This window comes from Streptomyces sp. SS7, assembly GCF_037993025.1.
GTDB lineage: Bacteria > Actinomycetota > Actinomycetes > Streptomycetales > Streptomycetaceae > Streptomyces.
The window spans coordinates 2484991-2504606 of sequence record NZ_CP141223.1; the positions used below are offsets into that span (position 1 = coordinate 2484991).

At 72.9% G+C, this 19616-nt stretch carries 18 protein-coding genes and 1 pseudogene; 11 read left to right on the top strand and 8 right to left on the bottom strand.

Translation table 11 applies throughout. The features are described from left to right. The first annotated feature begins 40 nt into the window (after window positions 1-40). A complete protein-coding gene (locus U5640_RS11010) occupies window positions 41-1123 on the top strand; it encodes a substrate-binding domain-containing protein (protein WP_340375611.1) in 1083 nt (360 codons plus the stop codon). Between the two features lie 103 nt (window positions 1124-1226). Next, on the top strand, window positions 1227-1892 hold the full coding sequence (locus U5640_RS11015; RefSeq protein WP_340375612.1) for a YceI family protein: 666 nt from the start codon (window positions 1227-1229) through the stop codon (window positions 1890-1892). Between the two features lie 63 nt (window positions 1893-1955). Here U5640_RS11015 and U5640_RS11020 read toward each other — a convergent pair whose 3' ends face one another. Further along, complete coding sequence (locus U5640_RS11020; protein WP_340375613.1) at window positions 1956-2756, bottom strand: IclR family transcriptional regulator C-terminal domain-containing protein; 801 nt, start codon at window positions 2754-2756, stop codon at window positions 1956-1958. Between the two features lie 198 nt (window positions 2757-2954). Here U5640_RS11020 and U5640_RS11025 point away from each other — a divergent pair, with 198 nt between their 5' ends. Genes U5640_RS11025 through U5640_RS11035 form a run of 3 tightly spaced genes read left to right on the top strand, consistent with a single transcriptional unit; the run spans window position 2955 to window position 6836 of the window. Further along, entirely contained in the window at window positions 2955-4034 is a 1080-nt protein-coding gene (locus U5640_RS11025; protein WP_340375614.1) for a homoserine dehydrogenase, read from the top strand. Beyond that, window positions 4027-5451, top strand: a complete 1425-nt coding sequence (locus tag U5640_RS11030; RefSeq protein ID WP_340375615.1) for an aldehyde dehydrogenase family protein — start codon at window positions 4027-4029, stop codon at window positions 5449-5451. The genes U5640_RS11025 and U5640_RS11030 overlap by 8 nt, the downstream gene beginning before the upstream one ends. After that, a complete protein-coding gene (locus U5640_RS11035) occupies window positions 5448-6836 on the top strand; it encodes an aspartate ammonia-lyase (protein WP_340375616.1) in 1389 nt (462 codons plus the stop codon). Before U5640_RS11030 ends, U5640_RS11035 begins: the two co-directional genes overlap by 4 nt. On the opposite strand, the gene U5640_RS11040 is transcribed toward U5640_RS11035, so the two are convergent. From U5640_RS11040 to U5640_RS11060, 5 genes are all read right to left on the bottom strand, one after another. Then, window positions 6817-7257: an Lrp/AsnC family transcriptional regulator gene (locus tag U5640_RS11040; RefSeq protein WP_067257526.1), complete on the bottom strand. Its 441-nt coding sequence runs from the start codon at window positions 7255-7257 to the stop codon at window positions 6817-6819. The two genes, U5640_RS11035 and U5640_RS11040, sit on opposite strands and share 20 nt — an antisense overlap. 94 nt (window positions 7258-7351) lie before the next feature. Beyond that, the gene (locus U5640_RS11045) at window positions 7352-8116 is read right to left on the bottom strand and encodes a cyclase family protein (protein WP_340375617.1); all 765 of its coding nucleotides are present in this window, start codon (window positions 8114-8116) and stop codon (window positions 7352-7354) included. Window positions 8117-8137: 21 nt separating this feature from the next. Further along, window positions 8138-8812: an HAD hydrolase-like protein gene (locus U5640_RS11050; protein WP_340375618.1), complete on the bottom strand. Its 675-nt coding sequence runs from the start codon at window positions 8810-8812 to the stop codon at window positions 8138-8140. Beyond that, a complete protein-coding gene (locus U5640_RS11055; protein WP_340375619.1) occupies window positions 8809-10254 on the bottom strand; it encodes an amino acid permease in 1446 nt (481 codons plus the stop codon). The genes U5640_RS11050 and U5640_RS11055 overlap by 4 nt, the downstream gene beginning before the upstream one ends. Window positions 10255-10528: 274 nt before the next feature. Next, a complete protein-coding gene (locus U5640_RS11060) occupies window positions 10529-11014 on the bottom strand; it encodes a hypothetical protein (protein WP_340375620.1) in 486 nt (161 codons plus the stop codon). 126 nt (window positions 11015-11140) lie between these two features. On the opposite strand from U5640_RS11060, the gene U5640_RS11065 reads away from it, so the two are divergent. After that, window positions 11141-11905, top strand: a complete 765-nt coding sequence (locus tag U5640_RS11065) for an IclR family transcriptional regulator (RefSeq protein WP_340375621.1) — start codon at window positions 11141-11143, stop codon at window positions 11903-11905. Window positions 11906-11954: 49 nt separating this feature from the next. On the opposite strand, the gene U5640_RS11070 is transcribed toward U5640_RS11065, so the two are convergent. Together U5640_RS11070 and U5640_RS11075 are read right to left on the bottom strand one after the other, a co-directional pair. After that, window positions 11955-13163 (bottom strand): spermidine/putrescine ABC transporter substrate-binding protein, encoded by a 1209-nt coding sequence (locus U5640_RS11070; RefSeq protein ID WP_340375622.1) that lies wholly within the window; start codon window positions 13161-13163, stop codon window positions 11955-11957. Continuing rightward, window positions 13164-14603, bottom strand: a complete 1440-nt coding sequence (locus tag U5640_RS11075; protein WP_340375623.1) for a gamma-aminobutyraldehyde dehydrogenase — start codon at window positions 14601-14603, stop codon at window positions 13164-13166. Between the two features lie 167 nt (window positions 14604-14770). Here U5640_RS11075 and U5640_RS11080 point away from each other — a divergent pair, with 167 nt between their 5' ends. The 5 genes and pseudogenes from U5640_RS11080 (at window position 14771) to U5640_RS11100 (ending at window position 19603) form a co-directional block, all read left to right on the top strand. Continuing rightward, on the top strand, window positions 14771-15295 hold the full coding sequence (locus U5640_RS11080; RefSeq protein WP_340375624.1) for an Lrp/AsnC family transcriptional regulator: 525 nt from the start codon (window positions 14771-14773) through the stop codon (window positions 15293-15295). Then, window positions 15280-16662, top strand: a complete 1383-nt coding sequence (locus U5640_RS11085) for an aspartate aminotransferase family protein (RefSeq protein WP_340375625.1) — start codon at window positions 15280-15282, stop codon at window positions 16660-16662. The genes U5640_RS11080 and U5640_RS11085 overlap by 16 nt, the downstream gene beginning before the upstream one ends. A gap of 202 nt (window positions 16663-16864) precedes the next feature. After that, window positions 16865-17563, top strand: a pseudogene (locus U5640_RS11090) (ATP-binding cassette domain-containing protein); the annotation flags it as partial. 215 nt (window positions 17564-17778) lie between these two features. After that, a complete protein-coding gene (locus tag U5640_RS11095; protein WP_340375626.1) occupies window positions 17779-19083 on the top strand; it encodes a hypothetical protein in 1305 nt (434 codons plus the stop codon). A 100-nt stretch (window positions 19084-19183) separates the two neighbouring features. Further along, on the top strand, window positions 19184-19603 hold the full coding sequence (locus U5640_RS11100) for a VOC family protein (RefSeq protein ID WP_340375627.1): 420 nt from the start codon (window positions 19184-19186) through the stop codon (window positions 19601-19603). Window positions 19604-19616 lie beyond the last annotated feature (13 nt).

The window sequence follows — 19616 nt, forward strand, 5'->3', positions numbered from 1 at the left end:
AGAAATGCTGTCCTCTTCCGAGGGATGAGAGGGAAGTTCGATGAACGCTCGTTCGGTACGCGGTGCGGTGGCGGTCGCCGCCTCCCTGAGCGCGCTGGTCGCGCTCTCCGCGTGCACCGTCCGGCCCGACACCGGCGCCGAGGACGTGAGCGGGGCGCCCGCGCAGGCGAGGAACCTGAAGGTCGGCTGGTCGACGACCTCGCTGACGACCGCGTGGATGCGCCAGACGCTGACGACGCTCCAGGGGGACGTCGACCGGCTGCGATCGGCGGGCAAGGTGGGCTCGTTCCAGGCCTTCGACGCGGACGGCGACACCGCACGCCAGATCGCGCAGATCCGGGCCATGATCCGGCAGACGTACGACGTGATCCTGGTCGACGCCGGTTCACCGACCGCGCTCGACCCGGTGCTGGAGGAGGCCGTCGCCTCCGGTATCACCGTGGTCGCCTTCGACGCGCTGCCGACCAGCCCCGTGGTCCTCAAGGTGGGCACCGACCGCCGGGCCTGGGGCTCGATGCTGGCCGAGTGGCTGGTGGACGCGGTCGGCGGCCGGGGCGACATCATCGCGATGACCGGCCCCGCCGCGACCGCGGGCGAGGACGAGCGGTGGGCGGGGGCCGCCGCCGTCTTCGCGCGCCACCCGGGGATCAGGGTCGTGAAGACCGTGCACAGCCCGTACTCGACGGCCCCCGCCGCCAAGGCCTTCGCCTCGGCGTACGCCGAACACCCGGACGTCCGGGGCGTCTTCGCCCTGGGCGGGACGCTGTCGGCGGCCGCGCTGCGGACGCTGGCCGAGGAGGGCGGCAGGCTCGTCCCGGTCGCCGGCGAGAACTACAACGGCTTCCTGAAGCTGTGGCAGAGCAAGCGGCCGGAAGGATTCTCCGCACGGGCCACGGCCCAGCCCGCCTCCCTCTCGGTGGTCGCCCTGGAGGCGGCCGTCGCCCAGCGCGAGGGGGTCAAGGTGCCCGCGGCCATCGACGTCCCGCTCCCCGAGATCACCGACGACAACCTCGACGCGTACGCGGAGCCCGGCGCGCCCGACGACACCTACCCCGTCGACGCCCTCCCGCAGGCCCGGATCGACCAGCTGATCGGCCGGTCGACGGGGCCGGCCCAGGGGTGAGTTGCGGGGGGATCGGGGGCGGGCCGAGCGGGTCGTGGCGAACCTGTAAGCGTTTTCTGAAGCACCTTGCGGCAGCCTCCCCCGTGCCGTAAGCACGTGCATCATGAACCTGTTCAACCGTGCTGCGTCCCGGCGCCGCCCGGCACCCCCCACGCCTCCCCAACTCCCGCACCAGTTAACGCCGTTGCCCCGGAACGACAGACCGGCCCCGGACCCCCGGCTGGCCGCGCTGACCGGCGAGTGGATGATCGACCCGGCGCACAGCCGGATCGGTTTCTCCGTGCGCCACGCCCTGGTGACGACGGTGCGCGGCGCCTTCACCGAGTACCGCAGCCGCCTCTGGTTCGACGGACGCGACCCGGCCCGCTCCCGCGCGGAGATCGTGCTGGCCACGGCGTCCGTCCGGACCGGTGTGGACCAGCGCGACGCCCATCTGACCGGGCGGGACTTCCTGGACGCCGCGGCCCATCCGCGGATGCGCTTCGTCAGTACGGCGGTCCGGCTCACGGGTGCCGACGTCTACCGCATGAGCGGCGACCTCACCATCAAGGGCACCACCGGCCCCGTCGAGCTGGAGCTGGCCTACCTGGGCCATGTCGTCGACGCCTTCGGGGACGAGCGGGTCGGCTTCGACGGGACGACCACCATCAACCGGTCCGAGTGGGGACTGACGTACAACCAGCGGCTGGCGCAGGGCGGTGCGATGGTGAGCGAGAAGGTGCGGCTCCAGTTCGACATCGCCGCCCTCCGCACGCTCCCCGGCGACTGAGGGACGCACCGGGGGCGACGGCGTGGAGGCGGCCCGAGGAACCGGCCGCCGGGGCCGGGCCGCTCAGGGGCCGTCGACGGACCGGGCCAGCGCGTCGGCCGCCGCCGTGAGCTCCGCGTGGATCGCGCGCTCGTGCGGAAGCAGGTCCTGCTGTCTGCCGACCACGGACACCGCGGCCCGGATGTGTCCGCCGCCGTCCCGCACCGGCACCGCGTACTCGGTGACGCCGTGCTCGAACTCGCCGTGGGCCGCGACGACCCCCCGCAGCCGGTCGCGGTCGCCCGCGGCGACGAGTTCGGCGACCGAGCGGGCGGCGTTGGGGCCGCCGACGCCGATCAGCTCGTAGTCGTCGAGGAGCGCGGCGAGGTCCTCGGCGGTGTGGTCGAGGAGGAGCGCGCGTCCCGCCCCGGTGCACCAGCACGGGGTGACCAGACTCGCCCGGCCGAGCCAGTCCGGGGCGGTGCCCGCGGCGGACTCCGACCGCAGCAGCCGTACCTGCACCCCGTCGCGGACCGACAGCCGCGCGCCGGCGCCGTACGCGACCGCGAGCCGGCGCAGGACGGGACGGCTGCGCCGCAGCAGCCCCGGGTGCAGGGACGCGGCCACCGCGAAGAACGACTCGCCGGCCCGCAGCGTCGCGTCCTCACGGCGCTCCAGGAAGCCCCGGTCGCAGAGGTCCTGGGTGGTCCGGGAGGCCTTGCTGCGCTCGACGCCGACCTCGTCGGCGAGCCGGCTGACGTTGAACCCGCCGCGGCCGGACGTCTCCCGGTCCAGCACCGCGCTCACCATCCGCAGGGCCATGCGCAGGGAGGAGGCCGTGGTCGGGCCCGGGGGCCGACCGGGCGCGGGGCCGTTCGTCGTCACCTCGGCACTATAGCCAGCGGCCCCCGCACGGCGACGGGCCGAGGCCGCAGGACGAACGCCCGGCGGCCCGAGCACATCGGCAGCCCTCCCGGGCGGATCGGCAGGGCCGCACTGACGCCCCGCGGCCCGAGGCTGAGCGTGTCCCCGCCGGTGGCCCGACACCGGCGGACACGAGAGGGAGAGGAAGGTGACGTCCCGATGGCCCGTTACGACATCGCGCTCATCGGATTCGGCGGGGTGAACCGCGCGCTCGCCGAGCTGATCGCCGCACGCTCGGACGCCCTGGAGGCCGAACTCGGCTTCGCCCTGCGGGTGGTGGCCATCACCGACCTGCGGGCCGGATCGCTGGTACGGACCGAGGGCGACGGCATCGCGCTGGCCCCGCTGCTCGCGGCCGCCCCGGGCGAGCTGGACTTCTCCGGCATGCCCGGGGGCAGCCCGGAGCCGCGCAACGAGTGGGTGATCCGCGAGGTGCCCGCCGACATCGTCGCGGAGGCCACCTTCACCAACCCCACCGACGGCGAGCCCGCTCTGTCCCATGTGCGCTGGGCCATCGAGGCCGGCAAACACGTGTGCACCACCAACAAGGGGCCCGTCGCGCTGCACGGTCCCGCGCTGAAGGAGCTGGCGCGGCAGGCCGGGGTGTCCTTCGAGTTCGAGGGGACGGTGATGTCGGGGACGCCGGTCCTGCGCACCGCGCGCCGGATGTTCGGCGGCCTCGCCGTGAACGGCTTCGAGGGCATCATGAACGGCACCTCCAACTACGTCCTCGGCCGGCTGGAGTCCGGTCTGTCCTTCGCGGACGCCGTCGCCGAGGCCCAGACGCTGGGGTACGCCGAGGCCGACCCGACGGCCGACGTCGAGGGGTACGACGTCCAGCTGAAGGTGATGATCCTCGCCAACGAGGTGCTCGGCGCCGAGCTGACCCGCGCGGACGTGCCGTGCGCCGGGATCTCCGCCCTCTCCGCCGAGGACGTCCGGCGGGCCGCCGCCGAGGGCCTGCGCTGGAAGCTGATCGGTTCCGCCGAGCGGCACGCCGACGGCACGGTCACCGCCCGGGTCGCCCCGGCCGCGCTGCCCGCCGAGCACCCGCTGGCCGGGGTCTCGGGCCCCACCAACGCCCTCGCCTTCCACACCGACCTGCTGGGCACCGTCACGGTCGGCGGCCCCGGCGCCGGACGCACCGAGACGGCGTACGCCCTGCTCTCCGACGTCATCGGCATCCACGACCGGGCCGTCTCCGGCACCGGCGTCCTCCAGGAGGCCCACCGTGGCTGAGACCACCGTGTACACGGCCCCGCTGCCGGTCGGCGAGGGCATGTCCCCCGTGCGCAGCCCCTACAACGGCGAGACCATCGGCTCCGTCTGCCTCACCGCGGCGGACGCCGTGGACGAGGTCCTGCGGCGGGCCCGGACGGGCCGCACGACGGCCCGGACGCTGTCACGCGCCGCCCGGGCCGCCGTCCTGGACGGCGCCGCCCGCCTCATCGAGGAGCGCGCGGAGTCCTTCGCCCGGCTGATCGTCTCCGAGGCCGGCAAGACGATCGTCCAGGCCCGCAAGGAGACCGGGCGCGCGGTGAACACCCTGCGCCTGTCGGCGGCCGAGGCGCGGCGCAACGCCGGCGAGGTCGTGCCGTTCGACGCGTACGCCGGTTCGGAGGGCCGCTCGGGCTGGTTCACCCGCGAGCCGCTCGGGATCATCGCGGCCGTCACGCCGTACAACGACCCGCTGAACCTGGTCGCGCACAAGCTCGGGCCGGCGATCGCGGGCGGCAACGCGGTGGTGCTGAAACCGTCCCTGCTGACCCCGCTGTCCGCGCTGCGGCTGGTCGACACGCTCGTCGAGGCCGGGCTGCCGGAGGAGGTGGTGACCGTCGTCAACGGCGGCGCCGAGCTGGGGGCGGCCCTGGTCGCCGCGCCGGACGTGCGCATGGTCTCGTTCACCGGCGGCTTCCGCACCGGCGAGGCGATCGCGCGCTCGGCCGGGCTGAAGAAGCTCGCCATGGACCTCGGCGGCAACGCGCCGGTCGTCGTCCTGGCCGACGCCGACCTGGACGCAGCCGTGGAGGCCTGCGTCTCCGGGGCGTTCTGGGCGGCCGGGCAGAACTGCATCGGCACCCAGCGCATCCTGGTCGAGCGGGGCGTGTACGCGGGCTTCCGGGACGCGTTCGTCGCCCGGACCCGGCTGCTGCGCACCGGTGACCCGGCGGACGAGCGCACCGATGTCGGCCCGCTGATCAGCGAGCGGGCGGCGGTCGCGGCCGAGACCACGGTCGCCGCGGCGCTGGCGGACGGGGCGCGGCTGCTGTGCGGGCACGAGCGGGACGGCGCCCTGTACCCGCCGACCGTGCTGGAGGACGTGCCGGGCACGGCGGCCGTCTGGCGGGACGAGGCGTTCGCGCCCGTCGTCGTGCTCCAGGCCGTCGACTCCTTCGAGGAGGCGGTCGAGCGGGCCAACGAGATCGACTTCAGCCTGCACGCGGGGATCTTCACGTCGTCCCTGGACCGTGCCATGGCGGCGGCGCGCCGGCTGGAGGCGGGGGGCGTGATGGTCAACGACTCCTCCGACTACCGCTTCGACGCGATGCCGTTCGGCGGTTTCAAGTACGGCAGCATGGGCCGCGAGGGCGTGCGCTTCGCGTACGAGGAGATGACCCAGCCGAAGGTCGTCTGCCTCAACGGGGCGGGGACGTGAGCGGATCCGGCGCCTTCCGGACCGAGTCCGACTCCCTGGGGGAGGTGCGCGTGCCGGCCGAGGCGTACTGGGGCGCGCACACCGCCCGCGCCCTGGAGAACTTCCGGGTCAGCGGGGTGCCCGTCGCCGCCCATCCGCACCTCGTCCGCGCCCTGGCCCAGGTGAAGCACGCCGCGGCCCTGGCCAACGGCGAGCTGGGCGTGCTCGCGCCGCCCAAGGTGGCGGCCATCTCGGCGGCCTGCCGGGCGATCGCCGGGGGCCGGCACCATGAGCAGTTCCGGGTGGACGTCGTCCAGGGCGGCGCGGGCACCAGCACCAACATGAACGCCAACGAGGTGATCGCGAACCTCGCGCTGGAGCACCTCGGCCGGCGGCGCGGGCAGTACGAGCACCTGGACCCGCTCGACGACGTCAACCGCTGCCAGTCCACCAACGACACCTACCCCACGGCCCTGCGCATCGCGGTCGCCGCGTCGCTCGACGAACTGCGCGCCGAACTCACCCTGCTCTCGGGGGCGTTCGCCGCGAAGGGCGAGGAGTTCGCGACCGTCGTCAAGGTCGGGCGCACCCAGTTGCAGGACGCGGTGCCGATGACCCTGGGCCGGGAGTTCACCGCGTTCGGCGTGACCGTCGCCGAGGACGTCGAGCGGCTCGGCGAGACCCTGCCGCTGCTGGCCGAGACGAGCCTCGGCGCGACCGCCATCGGCACCGGCATCGCCGCCGAACCGGGCTACGCCGAGGCCGTCGTACGGCATCTGCGGGCGCTGACCGGCATGCCGCTCACGCCCGCCGCCGACCTGGTGGAGGCCACCTCGGACACCGGGGTGTTCCTGCTGGTGTCGGGGGTGCTGAAACGTACGGCGGTGAAGCTGTCGAAGGTGTGCAGCGATCTGCGGCTGCTCGCCAGCGGACCCCGGGCGGGGCTCGCGGAGATCCGCCTGCCCGCACGGCAGGCCGGCTCGTCGGTCATGCCGGGCAAGGTGAACCCGGTGATTCCGGAGATGGTCAACCAGATCGCGTTCGCCACGGCCGGCGCGGACGTCGCGATCACCATGGCCGCCGACAACGGTCAGCTCCAGCTCAACGCCTTCGAGCCGCTGATCGGGCATCTGCTGCTCCAGCACATCGCCTGGCTGACCCGCGGCTGCGAGGCCCTGCGCACCCTGTGCGTGGAGGGCGTCACCGCCGACGAGGACCGCCTCGCGCACTCGGCGGACGCGGCGGTCGGCGCGGTGACCGCGCTGGCCCCGCGCATCGGGCACGAGGCCGCGTCGGCGGTGGCGCGGGAGGCCCTGGCGACCGGGGCCGGCGTGCTGGAGGTCGTCACCCGGCGCGGGCTGCTCGACCCCGGGACCGCGCGGGCCCTCATGGCCGCCGCCGGCTGACCACCCGGGACAGCGCCAGCGCTGTCACCGTGTCCCGTACACCGGGCATCTGGGCGATCTGCTCCCAGATGCCCTGTACGCGTTCCAGGGACGCCGCCTCCACGCTGACCAGCAGGTCGAACTGGCCGCTGAGGACGTCGCAGGAGACCACCTCGGGGATGCGCCGGAGCGCGGCGAGGACGTCTCCGCCGCGCATCCGGTCCTGGCGGTAGACCAGGACGTGCGCGGTCACCGTCGCACGGTCCGGGCCGTCCGACGGACGGACGATCGTGTAGCCGCAGATGTGTCCCTGCCGTTCCAGCCGCTCGACACGCTGGCGCACGGCGTTGCGGGAGAGGCTCACCCGCTGGCCCAGTTCCGCGTGCGAGATACGGGCGTTGCGGGTGAGTTCGCTGATGATCTGCTCGTCGATGGTGTCCATGGTGCTGTCGGTCTCCTGACGGGGTGTCTCCTGACGGGCGAAAGCTCCGGCGGCCGGATCAGGACTGCCGCCGGAGCTGGTGCGGGGAGGAGCCTCAGTCCGCGGGGTGCAGGGCGAAGACCCGGGCCGGGAAGCCCGAACCGCCCTGCGGCTTGGGCCAGGTGGCGACGATCAGCGCGCCGGCCTCGGGCACCCGGTCGAGGTGGGCCATCAGCTCGATCTGCCAGCGGTCCCGCTCCAGGACGTAGCTCTCCAGGCTGAAGTCACCGGCGGAGGTGGCGAGTCCGGGGTCAGTGTCGGTCTGCTCATGGCCGATCGCGGTGACCCCGGCCTCCTCGAAGAGGTACCGCAGGACCTCGGCCGACCAGCCGGGGTAGTGGCTGACGCCCTGCTCGTCCTTGTTGGCCATCGCGGCCGGGTCGGGCCAGCGCCGGCCCCAGCCGGTGCGCAGCGCCACGAACGCCCCTTCCGGGACGCGTCCGTGGCGCGCCTCCCAGGCGGCCACGTCCTCCAGGGTCGGTACGGCGTCCGGGTCGGCGGCGACGCGCTCGGTGATGTCGAGGACCACCAGAGGCAGGATCATCTCGTCGACGGGTATCTCGTCGAGGGGACGGGCCCCGGCCACGAAGTGCACGGGCGGGTCGACGTGGGTGCCCCACTGGCCGACGATCGTGTACAGGTGCACGTTGAAGCCGTCACCGCGGGACATGTCGAAGGGCATCTCGCGCTTCTCGTCCGGGAAAGCGGGGAAGTGCGGCTGGCCCGGGTGGAAGGCGTGGGTGAGGTCCGTCCGGACCGTCTTCGCGATCAGGTCCCGGTGCAGGGCCCACAGCGGGGGCTCGGTGGTGGTGAAGGTCATGGCTGTCCGTCCTCTTCGGGTCTACTCGGCTCGGTCGTGCGCGACGCTGTCCAGCAGGTCGATCAGGTGGGCGGGTGCGGTGACGGAGGCGACCGCGCCGGCCGACTCCGCCGGGCCGCCGTACCCCCACCGCACATGTACGGCGGGGATGCCCTCGGCGGCGGCGCTCTCGATGTCGTAGGCACGGTCGCCGACCATGAGCGGCCGGCGGACGTCCGCGCCGCGCGCCCGCAGCCGGGCCACGCACTCGCGGATGACCCGCCGTTTCGTCGTCCGGCCGGCCGCGTCGGAGACCCCGCAGACGGCCTGGAGCCGGGGCGCGAGGCCGAACCGGCGGGTCATCAGCTCGGCCTGGTCCTCCACCTTGGAGGTCGCGACGCCCATCGGGAGTCCGCGCCGGGCCAGGGCGTCGAGCAGGTCGGGAATCCCGGCGTACGGCGCGGCGGCCGACGCCCCGCTGCGGGCGTACTCGGCGCGGTAGGCCGTGAGGGCCGCGCGTGCCGTGGGTTCGTCGAGGCCGACCACGTCACGGAAGCTGTCGTACATCGGCGGGCCGACGAGGGAGCGCAGGGCGCTCGCGTCGGGGACCGGGGCCCCCACGGACCGCAGCGCGTGGGCCGCGCTCGCGATCACGCCGGGGGCCGAGTCCAGCAGGGTGCCGTCGAGGTCGAGGAGCACGCAGGTGGGCGGCTTCACGCGGTGGCCCCCGGGGTGCGGTGCCGGCCGAACCGCAGCCAGTGGTACAGGTAGCAGCCCGCCACGAACGGGACGCCGAAGTACAGGGCCGTGGCCTGGGCCGGGTCCAGCGCGATGCCGATGAGCGAGGCCAGGCACAGGGTGAGGGCGAGGAGCGGGACGACCGGGTGGAACGGGGTGCGGTAGGCGAGGGTCCGCGGATCGCCGCCCGTGCGCAGGAAGGCCCGGCGGTGCATGAGCTGGGAGGCGGCGATGGACATCCACACGCCGACCGCGGCGAACCCGGCGATCGACACCAGGACGAGGTAGACCGTCTCGGGCGCGGTCACGCTGCTCACCAGGGAGGCCAGGCCGCCGAGCATGCTCAGCGAGAGCGCGGTCAGCGGGATGCCGCGGCGGCTGAGCCTGCGCAGCGCCTGCGGGGCCTGCTTCTCCTCCGCGAGGGAGAACAGCATGCGGGCGCAGGAGTACAGGCCGCTGTTGCCGGCCGAGAGCAGCGCCGTGATGATCACGAAGTTCATGACGTCGGCGGCGTACGGGATGCCGACGGAGGAGAAGACGGTGACGAAGGGGCTCTCGTCCAGGCCGACCTCGTCGTACGGGATGGTGGCGGCGATCACCGTGATCGCGCCGACGAAGAAGACGAGCAGCCGGACGACGGTGACCCGCAGCGCCTTGGGGACGGCGGTGGCCGGGTCCTCGGTCTCACCGGCGGCGACGCCGATCAGTTCGGAGCCGGAGAAGGCGTAGAAGGCGGCCAGCACGGTGACGAGGACGCCGGAGAAGCCGTTGGGGAAGAGGCCGTCCGGGGTGTGGAAGTTCTCCAGCAGGAAGGGGTGCGAGCCGTCCGGGGCCATCGGGTGGAAGCCGAACAGGGCCGCGCCGCCGAGCACGATGAGGGCGACCACGGCGACCACCTTCACCAGGGAGAACCAGTACTCGGTCTCACCGAAGACGCGGGCCGAGAAGGCGTTCACCGCGAAGACGACGGCGGCGAAGACCACGCACCACACCCAGACGCCGACGGAGGGGAACCAGCGCTGCATCAGCAGCCCGCACGCGGTGAACTCGGAGCCGAGGGCGACGGCCCAGGTCAGCCAGTACAGCCAGGCGGTGGTGAAGCCGGTGGCGGGGCCGATCGAGCGGGAGGCGTAGATGTGGAAGGCGCCGGAGACGGGGTAGGCGACGGCGAGTTCGCCGAGGCAGGCCATCACCAGCCAGACGACGAAGGCACCCACCAGATAGGCGAGGACGGCGCCGAGGGGGCCGGCCTGGGAGACGGTGAACCCGGAGCTGAGGAAGAGTCCGGAGCCGATGACGCCGCCCATCGCGATCATCACGAGGTGCCGCGAGCGCATCGTACGGCGCAGTCCCTCGTCGGGCGGCCGGGGAGCGGAGTCGGCGGCGGCCGGTGGGTTCTCCGGTACGGCTGAGACGGACATGACGGTCTCCTCTGCGGAGCGGGGACGGGGGTGCGGAGTGGGGTGTGGGGGGTGATCGGGAGGTCATGGCTGGGGGGTGGGGCCACTTTCGACGGGGGTGTGGAGCCGCGGTCGGCGGCCTGGGGTCACGGGGCGCGGGGCGCGGGGCGCGGGGCACGTGGTGGGTGGGCGCGCGGGGGCCGTGGCCGGGGAGGGGGTGAGGCGAGGGGCGGGTGCTGCGGGGTGCGGGGGGGGGCGCGTCGGCGGGGTGTGCCGGAGGGGCGTGCCGGGTCGGTCAGGCGGGGGTGACCAGGTCCAGGGGGGCGGACAGTTCGATGACCGGGATCTCCCAGGGGTGGGCGTCGATGAGGCGGGCGAGGATCCGGGACAGCGCGTCGTCGTCCGTCGCGGCGTCGACGTGCGTCGTCACGGCGAGGGTCGAGGAGAGGAAGCGTCCGCCGACCGAGCCGAGGGCGGGCCGGGCGCCGGGCCGGACGGTGAAGCCCTCCGCGCCGAGGGCGACCTCGAAGACATCGCCGTAGACCCCGAAGTCACCCAGCTCGGGCGTGGTCTCCAGGACCCGCAGCAGCGAGGCGAAGGACTCGTCCGCGCGCAGGACGTCGAGGTCGCCCCGCCCGCACGCGGCCAGCGTCGCCGCCGCGACCGGCCAGTAGACCTTGACCGTCCGGACCGTCCGGCGCCGGACGCCCTCGCGGGCCCCGCCCCCGGCGGAGCCCCGGTCGGGTCCGGCGGCTTCCGGCGTGATCGTCGTCGTAGCCATGCGTATGCGTCCCTCGGTGTTCGGCGGCGGCTGATGCAAGGATGCTAAGCGTGCATTAAATGCACGGCAAGATGCAGATGCTGCACGATTCATGATCTCGAGCGACGGGAGCGGTACAGTGCGCACGTGGACTCGACCGTGGTGAAGGGCCTGGAGGCCTTGTCGGCGCTCGCCCGGGGAACGGCCGAGGGCCTGCGGCACGGCTCCGCCGCCTCCGTCGCGGAACTGGCTCGCCGGATGGGCCGCGACCGCAGTCAGCTCTCCCGTACCGTCACCGCGATGACCGCGGAGGAGTTCGTCACCCGTGACGACGTCTCGGGCGGCGTCACCCCGCACTGGCGGCTCTACGCGGCGGCCCGCGATCTCACCGCACACCGGCTGCGCACCGACGGGCTCACCGCCCTGGAGGGCATGGCCACGGAGACCGGCGAGAGCTGCTACCTGGGCGTCCTGGTCGGCGACACCACCGTGACCGTCGCCGAACGGGTGCCCCCGGGCAGCCGGCAGCTCGGCTCGTGGATCGGCCGCCCCTACCCGGCCTACTGCAGCGACTGCGGCCAGGCACTGCTGAGCGACGCCGACGACGACGAGGTCGCCGCGGTCTTCGCGCGCACCGAGTTCGCGCCGCACGGCCCGAACACCCCGACGGGCCTGGACGACTTCCTGCACCGGCTGGCCGTGACCCGGGAACGCGGCTACTCGATCGTCGACGAGGAGGCCGAACCGGGCCTGTACTCGGTCGCCGTGCCGGTCCGCGACTTCACCGACGAGATCGTCGCCGCCGTCCAGGTCGTCGGGCCGCGCCACCGCCTGGAACCGAGGACGCAGGAGTGCGTGACGGCGGCCCTGCGCTGGGGCCGCCGGCTGGAGGCGGCGCTGCGCGGCGCCTGAGCGCCCGGCCCGGGGCGCGAGAGACCACCGGACCGTCACAGGCCGACGGTCACAGGCCCACGATCGCGTTCCAGCGCCGGGTGAACTCCAGCCGTTCCGTGGAGGTGATGTCGCGGGCGACGGCGAGGCGGGCGCGCATCTCCCGGTCGGGGAAGATCAGCGGGTTGGCGGCGAGGGCCGCCGTCTCCTCGTCGTCGGAGTCGGCGAGGACCGCCTGGGCGGCGGGGACGGGGCAGACGTAGTTGACCCAGGCCGCGAGTTCGGCGGCGGCATCGGGCTCGTAGTAGTGGTCGACGAGCCGCTCGGCGTTGGTCTTGTGGCGGGCGAGGTCGGGGATCATCAGGGAGTCCGACCACAGCTCGCCGCCCTCCTCGGGGACGACGAAGCGGATGTCGGGGTTGTCCGCCTGGAGCTGGATGACATCGCCCGAGTACGCCTGGCAGGCCAGGACGTCACCGCTGACCAGGTCCTTGGTGTAGTCGTTGCCGGTGAAACGGCGGATGTGGCCGTTCCCGACCTGCTTCTCCACCTGCGCGCACACCGTGCGGAAGTCGTCGGCCGTCCACCGGGTGATGTCGACGCCGTTGCCCTGCATCAGCAGCGCGAAGGCCTCGTCCAGCCCGGAGAGCAGGGTGACCCGGCCCTTGAGGTCGCTCGCCCACAGGTCGGCGACGGCCCGGATGTCGCGGCCCAGCGCACGCCGGTTGTAGGCGATGCCGGTGATGCCCGACTGATAGGGGACGCTGTACCTGCGGCCCGGGTCGAAGGCGGGCGAACGCAGCAGCGGGTCCAGGTACTCGGCCACGTGCGGCTGGCGGTCGCGGTCCATCTCCTGGACCCAGCCCAGCCGTACGAACCTCGCGCACATCCAGTCGCTGATGACGATCAGGTCCCGGCCGGTCTGCTGACGGTTCATCAGCGAGGGGCTGATCTTGCCGAAGAACTCGTCGTTGTCGTTGATCTCCTCGACGTAGTCGACGGCGATGCCGGTGCGCTTCGTGAAGGCGTCCAGGGTCGGCCGCCGGGTGGGGTCGTCGTCGTCCGTGTCGATGTACAACGGCCAGTTGGCCCAGGTCAGCCGCCGGTCGCTGGCGGACACGTCGGCTCCGGCCCGGTCGCCGGGCCGCACATAGGCGGCCCGCACCCCGCAGCCGGCGAGGGCGCCGAGCGCGGCGGTGGAGCCGAGGGAACGCAGCACGGAGCGGCGGGAGGGGAGGGGCGTGCGCGCGGCACGCCCCTCCCGGCGGTCGCCCGCCAACTACGCGTCCAGCGAGGTCATCACGTGCTTGATGCGCGTGTAGTCGTCGAAGCCGTATCCCGAGAGGTCCTTGCCGTAGCCGGACTTCTTGAAGCCGCCGTGCGGCATCTCCGCGACCAGCGGGATGTGGGTGTTGATCCACACACAGCCGAAGTCGAGCTTCTTGGACATGCGCATCGCACGGCCGTGGTCCCTGGTCCACACCGAGGAGGCGAGGGCGTACTCGACGCCGTTGGCCCAGGTCACCGCCTGCTCCTCGTCCGTGAAGGACTGGACGGTGATGACCGGCCCGAAGACCTCCTTCTGGATGATCTCGTCGTCCTGCTTCAGCCCGGAGACCACGGTCGGCGCGTAGAAGTAGCCCTTGTCGCCGACCTGGTGGCCGCCGGCCTCGACCTTGGCGTGCGCGGGCAGCCGCTCGATGAACCCGGAGACCTGCCGGAGCTGGTTGGGGTTGTTCAGGGGGCCGAACAGCACGTCCTCGTCGTCCGGCTGCCCGGTCTTCGTCTCGGCCGCGGCCTTGGCGAGCGCGGCGACGAACTCGTCGTGGATCGACTCGTGGACGAGGACGCGGGTGGCCGCCGTGCAGTCCTGGCCGGCGTTGAAGAAGCCCGCCACCGAGATGTCCTCGACGGCCTTCGGGATGTCGGTGTCCTCGAAGACGACGACCGGCGCCTTGCCGCCCAGCTCCAGGTGGACGCGCTTGACGTCCTTGGCCGCGGACTCGGCGACCGACATGCCGGCGCGCACCGATCCGGTGATGGAGGCCATCGCCGGGGTGGGGTGCTCGACCATCAGCCGGCCGGTGTCCCGGTCGCCCGTGATGACGTTGAAGACGCCCTTGGGCAGGATCGAGCCGAGGATCTCGGCGATCAGGACCGTGGAGGCGGGCGTGGTGTCCGAGGGCTTCAGGACGACCGTGTTGCCGGCCGCGATCGCCGGGGCGAACTTCCACACGGCCATCATCATCGGGTAGTTCCAGGGCGCGACCTGGGCACAGACGCCGACCGGCTCACGGCGGACGATCGAGGTCATCCCGTCCATGTACTCGCCGGCGCTGCGGCCCTCCAGCATCCGGGCCGCGCCCGCGAAGAAGCGGATCTGGTCGACCATCGGCGGGATCTCCTCGGAGCGGGTCAGCCCGACGGGCTTGCCCGTGTTCTCCACCTCGGCCGCGATCAGTTCCTCGGCGCGCTCCTCGAACGCGTCCGCGATCTTCAGCAGGGCCTTCTGCCGCTCCGACGGGGTGGTGTCGCGCCAGCCCGGGAAGGCCGCGGCCGCGGCGGCCATCGCGGCGTCCACGTCCGCGGCACCGGACAGCGGTGCGGTCGCGTACGCCTCGCCCGTCGCCGGGTTGACCACCTCGGTGGTCCGCCCGTCGGCGGCGTCCCGGAACTCACCGTCGATGTAGTTGCGCAGACGACGCAGCTCGGTGCTCACTGACCGGCCCTCCAGGGTTCGGGTGTCCATTGACTGAGACACCCACAGTAATCCGCGCGCCCACGTTTTCAACACCCCTGGTCCGGCAATGACTGCGGAATCCGCAGATCTCGATGGCGTAAACAACGAATTTCATCGCCACGACCTTGCGGAACTGTCGATACGTCGTGCACAGTGAGGCCGTGGCCAGTCGAAGCGCAGAGCACAGGGACGGCGGGAGCTCCCGCGAGTCCAGGAACGGCACCCCGCATCTGGATGCCGTCAGCCTCGGCATCATCGAGCAGCTCCAGGAGGACGGCCGCCGGCCGTACGCCGCCATCGGCAAGGCCGTCGGCCTGTCCGAGGCGGCCGTGCGCCAGCGCGTGCAGAAGCTGCTCGACCAGGGCGTGATGCAGATCGTCGCCGTCACGGACCCGCTCACCGTGGGCTTCCGCCGGCAGGCGATGGTCGGAGTGCACGTCGAGGGTGACGTGGAGTCCGTCGCGGAAGCGCTCACCGAGATGGCCGAGGTCGAGTACGTGGTGATGACCGCGGGCTCGTTCGACATCCTCGCCGAGATCGTCTGCGAGGACGACGACCACCTGCTGGACGTCATCAACAAACGCATCCGTGCCCTGCCCGGAGTGCGCTCCACCGAGAGCTTCGTCTACCTGAAGCTGAAGAAGCAGACCTACATGTGGGGAACCCGATAACCGTGACCGAGAAGGACCTCAGCCGCACCGCGTACGACCACTTGTGGATGCACTTCACCCGCATGTCCTCGTACGAGCACTCCCCCGTCCCGACCATCGTCCGGGGCGAGGGCACCCACATCTACGACGACAAGGGCAAGCGCTACCTGGACGGGCTCGCCGGCCTGTTCGTGGTCCAGGCCGGCCACGGCCGCACGGAGCTCGCCGAGACCGCCTTCAAGCAGGCGCAGGAACTGGCGTTCTTCCCGGTCTGGTCCTACGCCCACCCGAAGGCCGTCGAGCTGGCGGAGCGCCTCGCCCACCACGCGCCGGGCGACCTGAACAAGGTCTTCTTCACCACCGGGGGCGGCGAGGCCGTCGAGACCGCGTGGAAGCTGGCCAAGCAGTACTTCAAGCTCACGGGCAAGCCGACCAAGCACAAGGTCATCTCCCGCGCGGTCGCCTACCACGGCACGCCGCAGGGCGCCCTGTCCATCACCGGCCTGCCGGCCCTGAAGGCGCCCTTCGAGCCGCTCGTGCCCGGCGCCCACAAGGTGCCCAACACCAACATCTACCGCGCCCCGTTCTTCGGCGACGACCCCGAGGCGTTCGGCCGCTGGGCCGCCGACCAGATCGAGCAGCAGATCCTCTTCGAGGGCCCGGACACCGTCGCCGCGGTCTTCCTGGAGCCGGTGCAGAACGCGGGCGGCTGCTTCCCGCCCCCGCCCGGCTACTTCCAGCGGGTCCGCGAGATCTGCGACCAGTACGACGTGCTGCTCGTCTCCGACGAGGTCATCTGCGCCTTCGGCCGCCTCGGCACGATGTTCGCCTGCGACAAGTTCGGCTACGTACCGGACATGATCACCTGCGCCAAGGGCATGACCTCCGGATACTCCCCCATCGGCGCGTGCATCGTCTCCGACCGGCTCGCCGAGCCGTTCTACAAGGGCGACAACACCTTCCTGCACGGCTACACCTTCGGCGGCCACCCGGTGTCGGCGGCGGTCGGCCTCGCCAACCTCGACCTGTTCGAGCGCGAGGGGCTGAACCAGCACGTCCTCGACAACGAGTCCGCGTTCCGCGCCACCCTGGAGAAGCTGCACGACCTGCCGATCGTCGGCGACGTCCGTGGCAACGGCTTCTTCTACGGCATCGAACTGGTCAAGGACAAGGCGACCAAGGAGTCCTTCGACGCCGACGAGACCGAGCGGGTCCTGTACGGCTTCCTCTCCAAGGCGCTCTTCGAGAACGGCCTGTACTGCCGTGCCGACGACCGCGGCGACCCGGTCGTCCAGCTCGCCCCGCCGCTGATCTCCAACCAGGAGACCTTCGACGAGATCGAGCAGATCCTGCGTGCCACGCTGTCGGAGGCCTGGACGAAGCTGTGATCAACTGACCCTGTGATCAACACCGGCCCCGGTGTCCGCCGTGCGAGTGAGAAACGGCGCACCGGGGCCGTGTGCTGTCCGCAAGCCCGCCGCGACCTCCTTAGCGTGCTCGTGACCGATCGGCCCTGCCTTCGTTCCCCGTTCGTTCCCCCGGACGGGGGATACCCAGGGAACTCACGGATCTGAACCGAGGTGTACGCCCATGGAGGCCCCGCCGGACAACGACGTGCTCTGGGCACGCTCGCTGCACTTCACGCACCGCGACGGATCCCCGGCGCTCGGCGGGGTCTCGCTGGGCGTGCGGGAGGGCGAGTTCCTCGCCGTCAGCGGGCCGCGCGGGAGCGGCAAGACGACCCTGCTGCACTGTCTGTCCGGTCTGCTGCCCGCCCAGCGCGGCGAGGTCTGGTTCAACAGCGTCCCCGTGCACACCATGGGCCCGATGGCCCGCGAGCGGCTGCGCCGCGACCGCTTCGGCTGGATCGACCCGGTCCCGGTGCTCGTTCCCGAGCTGAACATGTGGGAGAACACGGCCCTCCCCCTGATGCTGCGCGGAACCAGTCGCCGCCGGGCCAAGGCCGCCGCGCTGGAGTGGCTGGAGCGCCTCGACGTCGGCCCGAAGGCGCGCAGCCGGCCGCGAGAACTGACCCAGGCGGAACGCCAGCGGGTCTGCATCGCCCGTGCGCTGGCCCCCGCCCCCTCCATCCTGTTCGCGGACGAACCGACGGCCCCGCTCCACCGGGCCGACCGCGCGCACGTCCTGCGCACCCTCACCACCGCCGCCCGCTCCCACGGCATCACGGTCGTCCTCGCCACGCACGACCCGGAGACCGCCTCCCTGGCCGACCGCCGCGTCACCCTGCTGGACGGCCGCCAGGTGACCACCCTCCACCTTCCCCCGGTCCCGAGCGACCGAGGGGCCGGGCCGCGCCGGGCGAAGCCGGAGGCCCCGGACGCGTCCAGGGGCCGGGGGGACTCGGCCGGTCCCGGCGAGCCGGACGCCGGGGCGGGCCCGGACGGCCCCGGGCCGGCACAGCACGTGCCGGGCGATCCGGAGCGGCCGGCGGGCGGGTCCGGGGCGTCGGACGGTCGGGGTGAGGCGGAAGGGCGGGGGGCCGCGTGCTCGCTCTCCGTCTGACCCGCAGCGCGCATCCCGCAGTACAGGCGCGCCGCCTCCTGGTCGCGGCGGCCTCGGCGGCCACCGGTTTCCTCCTCCTCTCCACGCTCGGCCACGCCCTGACCCACCCCGAGGGCTCCCCGGGCTCCCTGCTCCGCCTCGCCTGGTGCGCGGTCCCTCTGGCCACCACCGTCCACCTCGCCCTCGCGGTCGCCCGCACCGACCCCGGCACCCGCCCCCGCCCCGGTCTCGCGGCCATCGGCCTGGGCCCTGCCCGTCTGATGGCCGTCTCCGCGACCACGACGGCCCTGTCGACCCTGCTCGGCTCGATGCTGGCCCTCCTCGTCTTCCTCCACCTCCGGGGCGACCTCACCGGCATGCCCTTCGACGGAGCGGCGACCGACTTCCTGGCCGCGGACCACCCCCTGCCGCTGCCGGCGGCGCTCACCCTGCTCTCCCTGGTCCCGGCCACGGCCTCCGCCTCGGTTGCTCTGATGCTCTGCCCGAGGGACACCCTCGTGGCAGCCCGCCGGGCCTCCGGAGTCCTCAGGGCCCGCCCGCCCTGGGGGTCCGCGGCCCGCCCTACCGCCGGGGCGGCACCCGCGGGCGCGGACGGCACCGGGCCCGCGCCGGACGGCACCCACGCCCCGGACGGCACCGAGCCCGCGCCGGACGGCGCCGCGGATGTCCCCGGCCGGCCGCCCCATCCCACCGCCCTGCCCTGGGGCGCCGCCCTCCTGGCCACCGGCCTCGCCGTGGAGGGCTACGCCAGCCGAACCTCCACCGCCGCCGCCCTCCCCCTGCCCACCGGTCTGCCCACCGCCCCCACCGCCGTCCTCCTCGGGTGGAGCCTGACGGCGATCGGTCTGGCCCTCGCCGGTCCCGGCCTCACCCATCTGTGCGGCCGTCTCCTGCAGACGGCCCGCCCCGGCGCCCTGCGCCTCCTCGCGGGCCGCGGGCTGATGCAGGAGGCCGCCCGGATCGGCAGCCCGCTGGGCGTGGTCTGCGCGGTGGCGTCGGGCGCGTACGCGGTGGCCGCCCTGTACGACCCCGCCGACCCCTCCTCCGGCCCCCTCACCACGCTCGGTGCAGCGGTCGTGGTGTGCTGCACGGTCGCCACGCTCCTCACGACCGCCGTCGAGGCCCGGCAGGCCCGCGCCGACACCACCGCCGCCCTGCTCCGCCTCGGCGCACCCGGCAAGACCCTGCGCACCGCCGCCGTCCTGCGCGCGGCCGCCCTCCTGAGCCTCTTCACCCCCCTGACCCTGATGGTGGCGGAGCTGGCGTCGCTCCCCCTGGTCCGCTGAGAACGACTCGTACGAAAAAAGATCGCGCTCGGCGATGAGTTCCGCGCGACCCCGCGGTCTACCCCACCGCACACCGCAACCACCCCGATGGGAGAGACCGATGACCGCCCCCGCCTACCAGCAGATGATCTTCGTCAACCTGCCCGTGAGCGACCTCGCCGCCTCGAAGGCGTTCTTCACCGGCCTGGGCTACGCGCTCAACCCGCAGTTCAGCGACGAGAACGCGGCCTCGGTGGTCATCAGCGACACGATCGTCGCGATGCTGCTCACCAAGCCGTTCTACGCGACCTTCACCAAGAAGGAGATCGCGGACGCCACGACGACCAGCGAGGTGCTCGTCGCGCTCAGCTCCGAGAGCCGCGAGAAGGTCGACGAGCTGGTCGACCGCGCGCTCGCCCTCGGCGCCACGCCCAGCGGCGAGACGCAGGACATGGGCTTCATGTACGGCCGTTCCTTCGACGACCTCGACGGGCACACCTGGGAGATCGTCTGGATGGACCCGGCGGCCGTCGAGGGCTGACCCGCCCGACCGC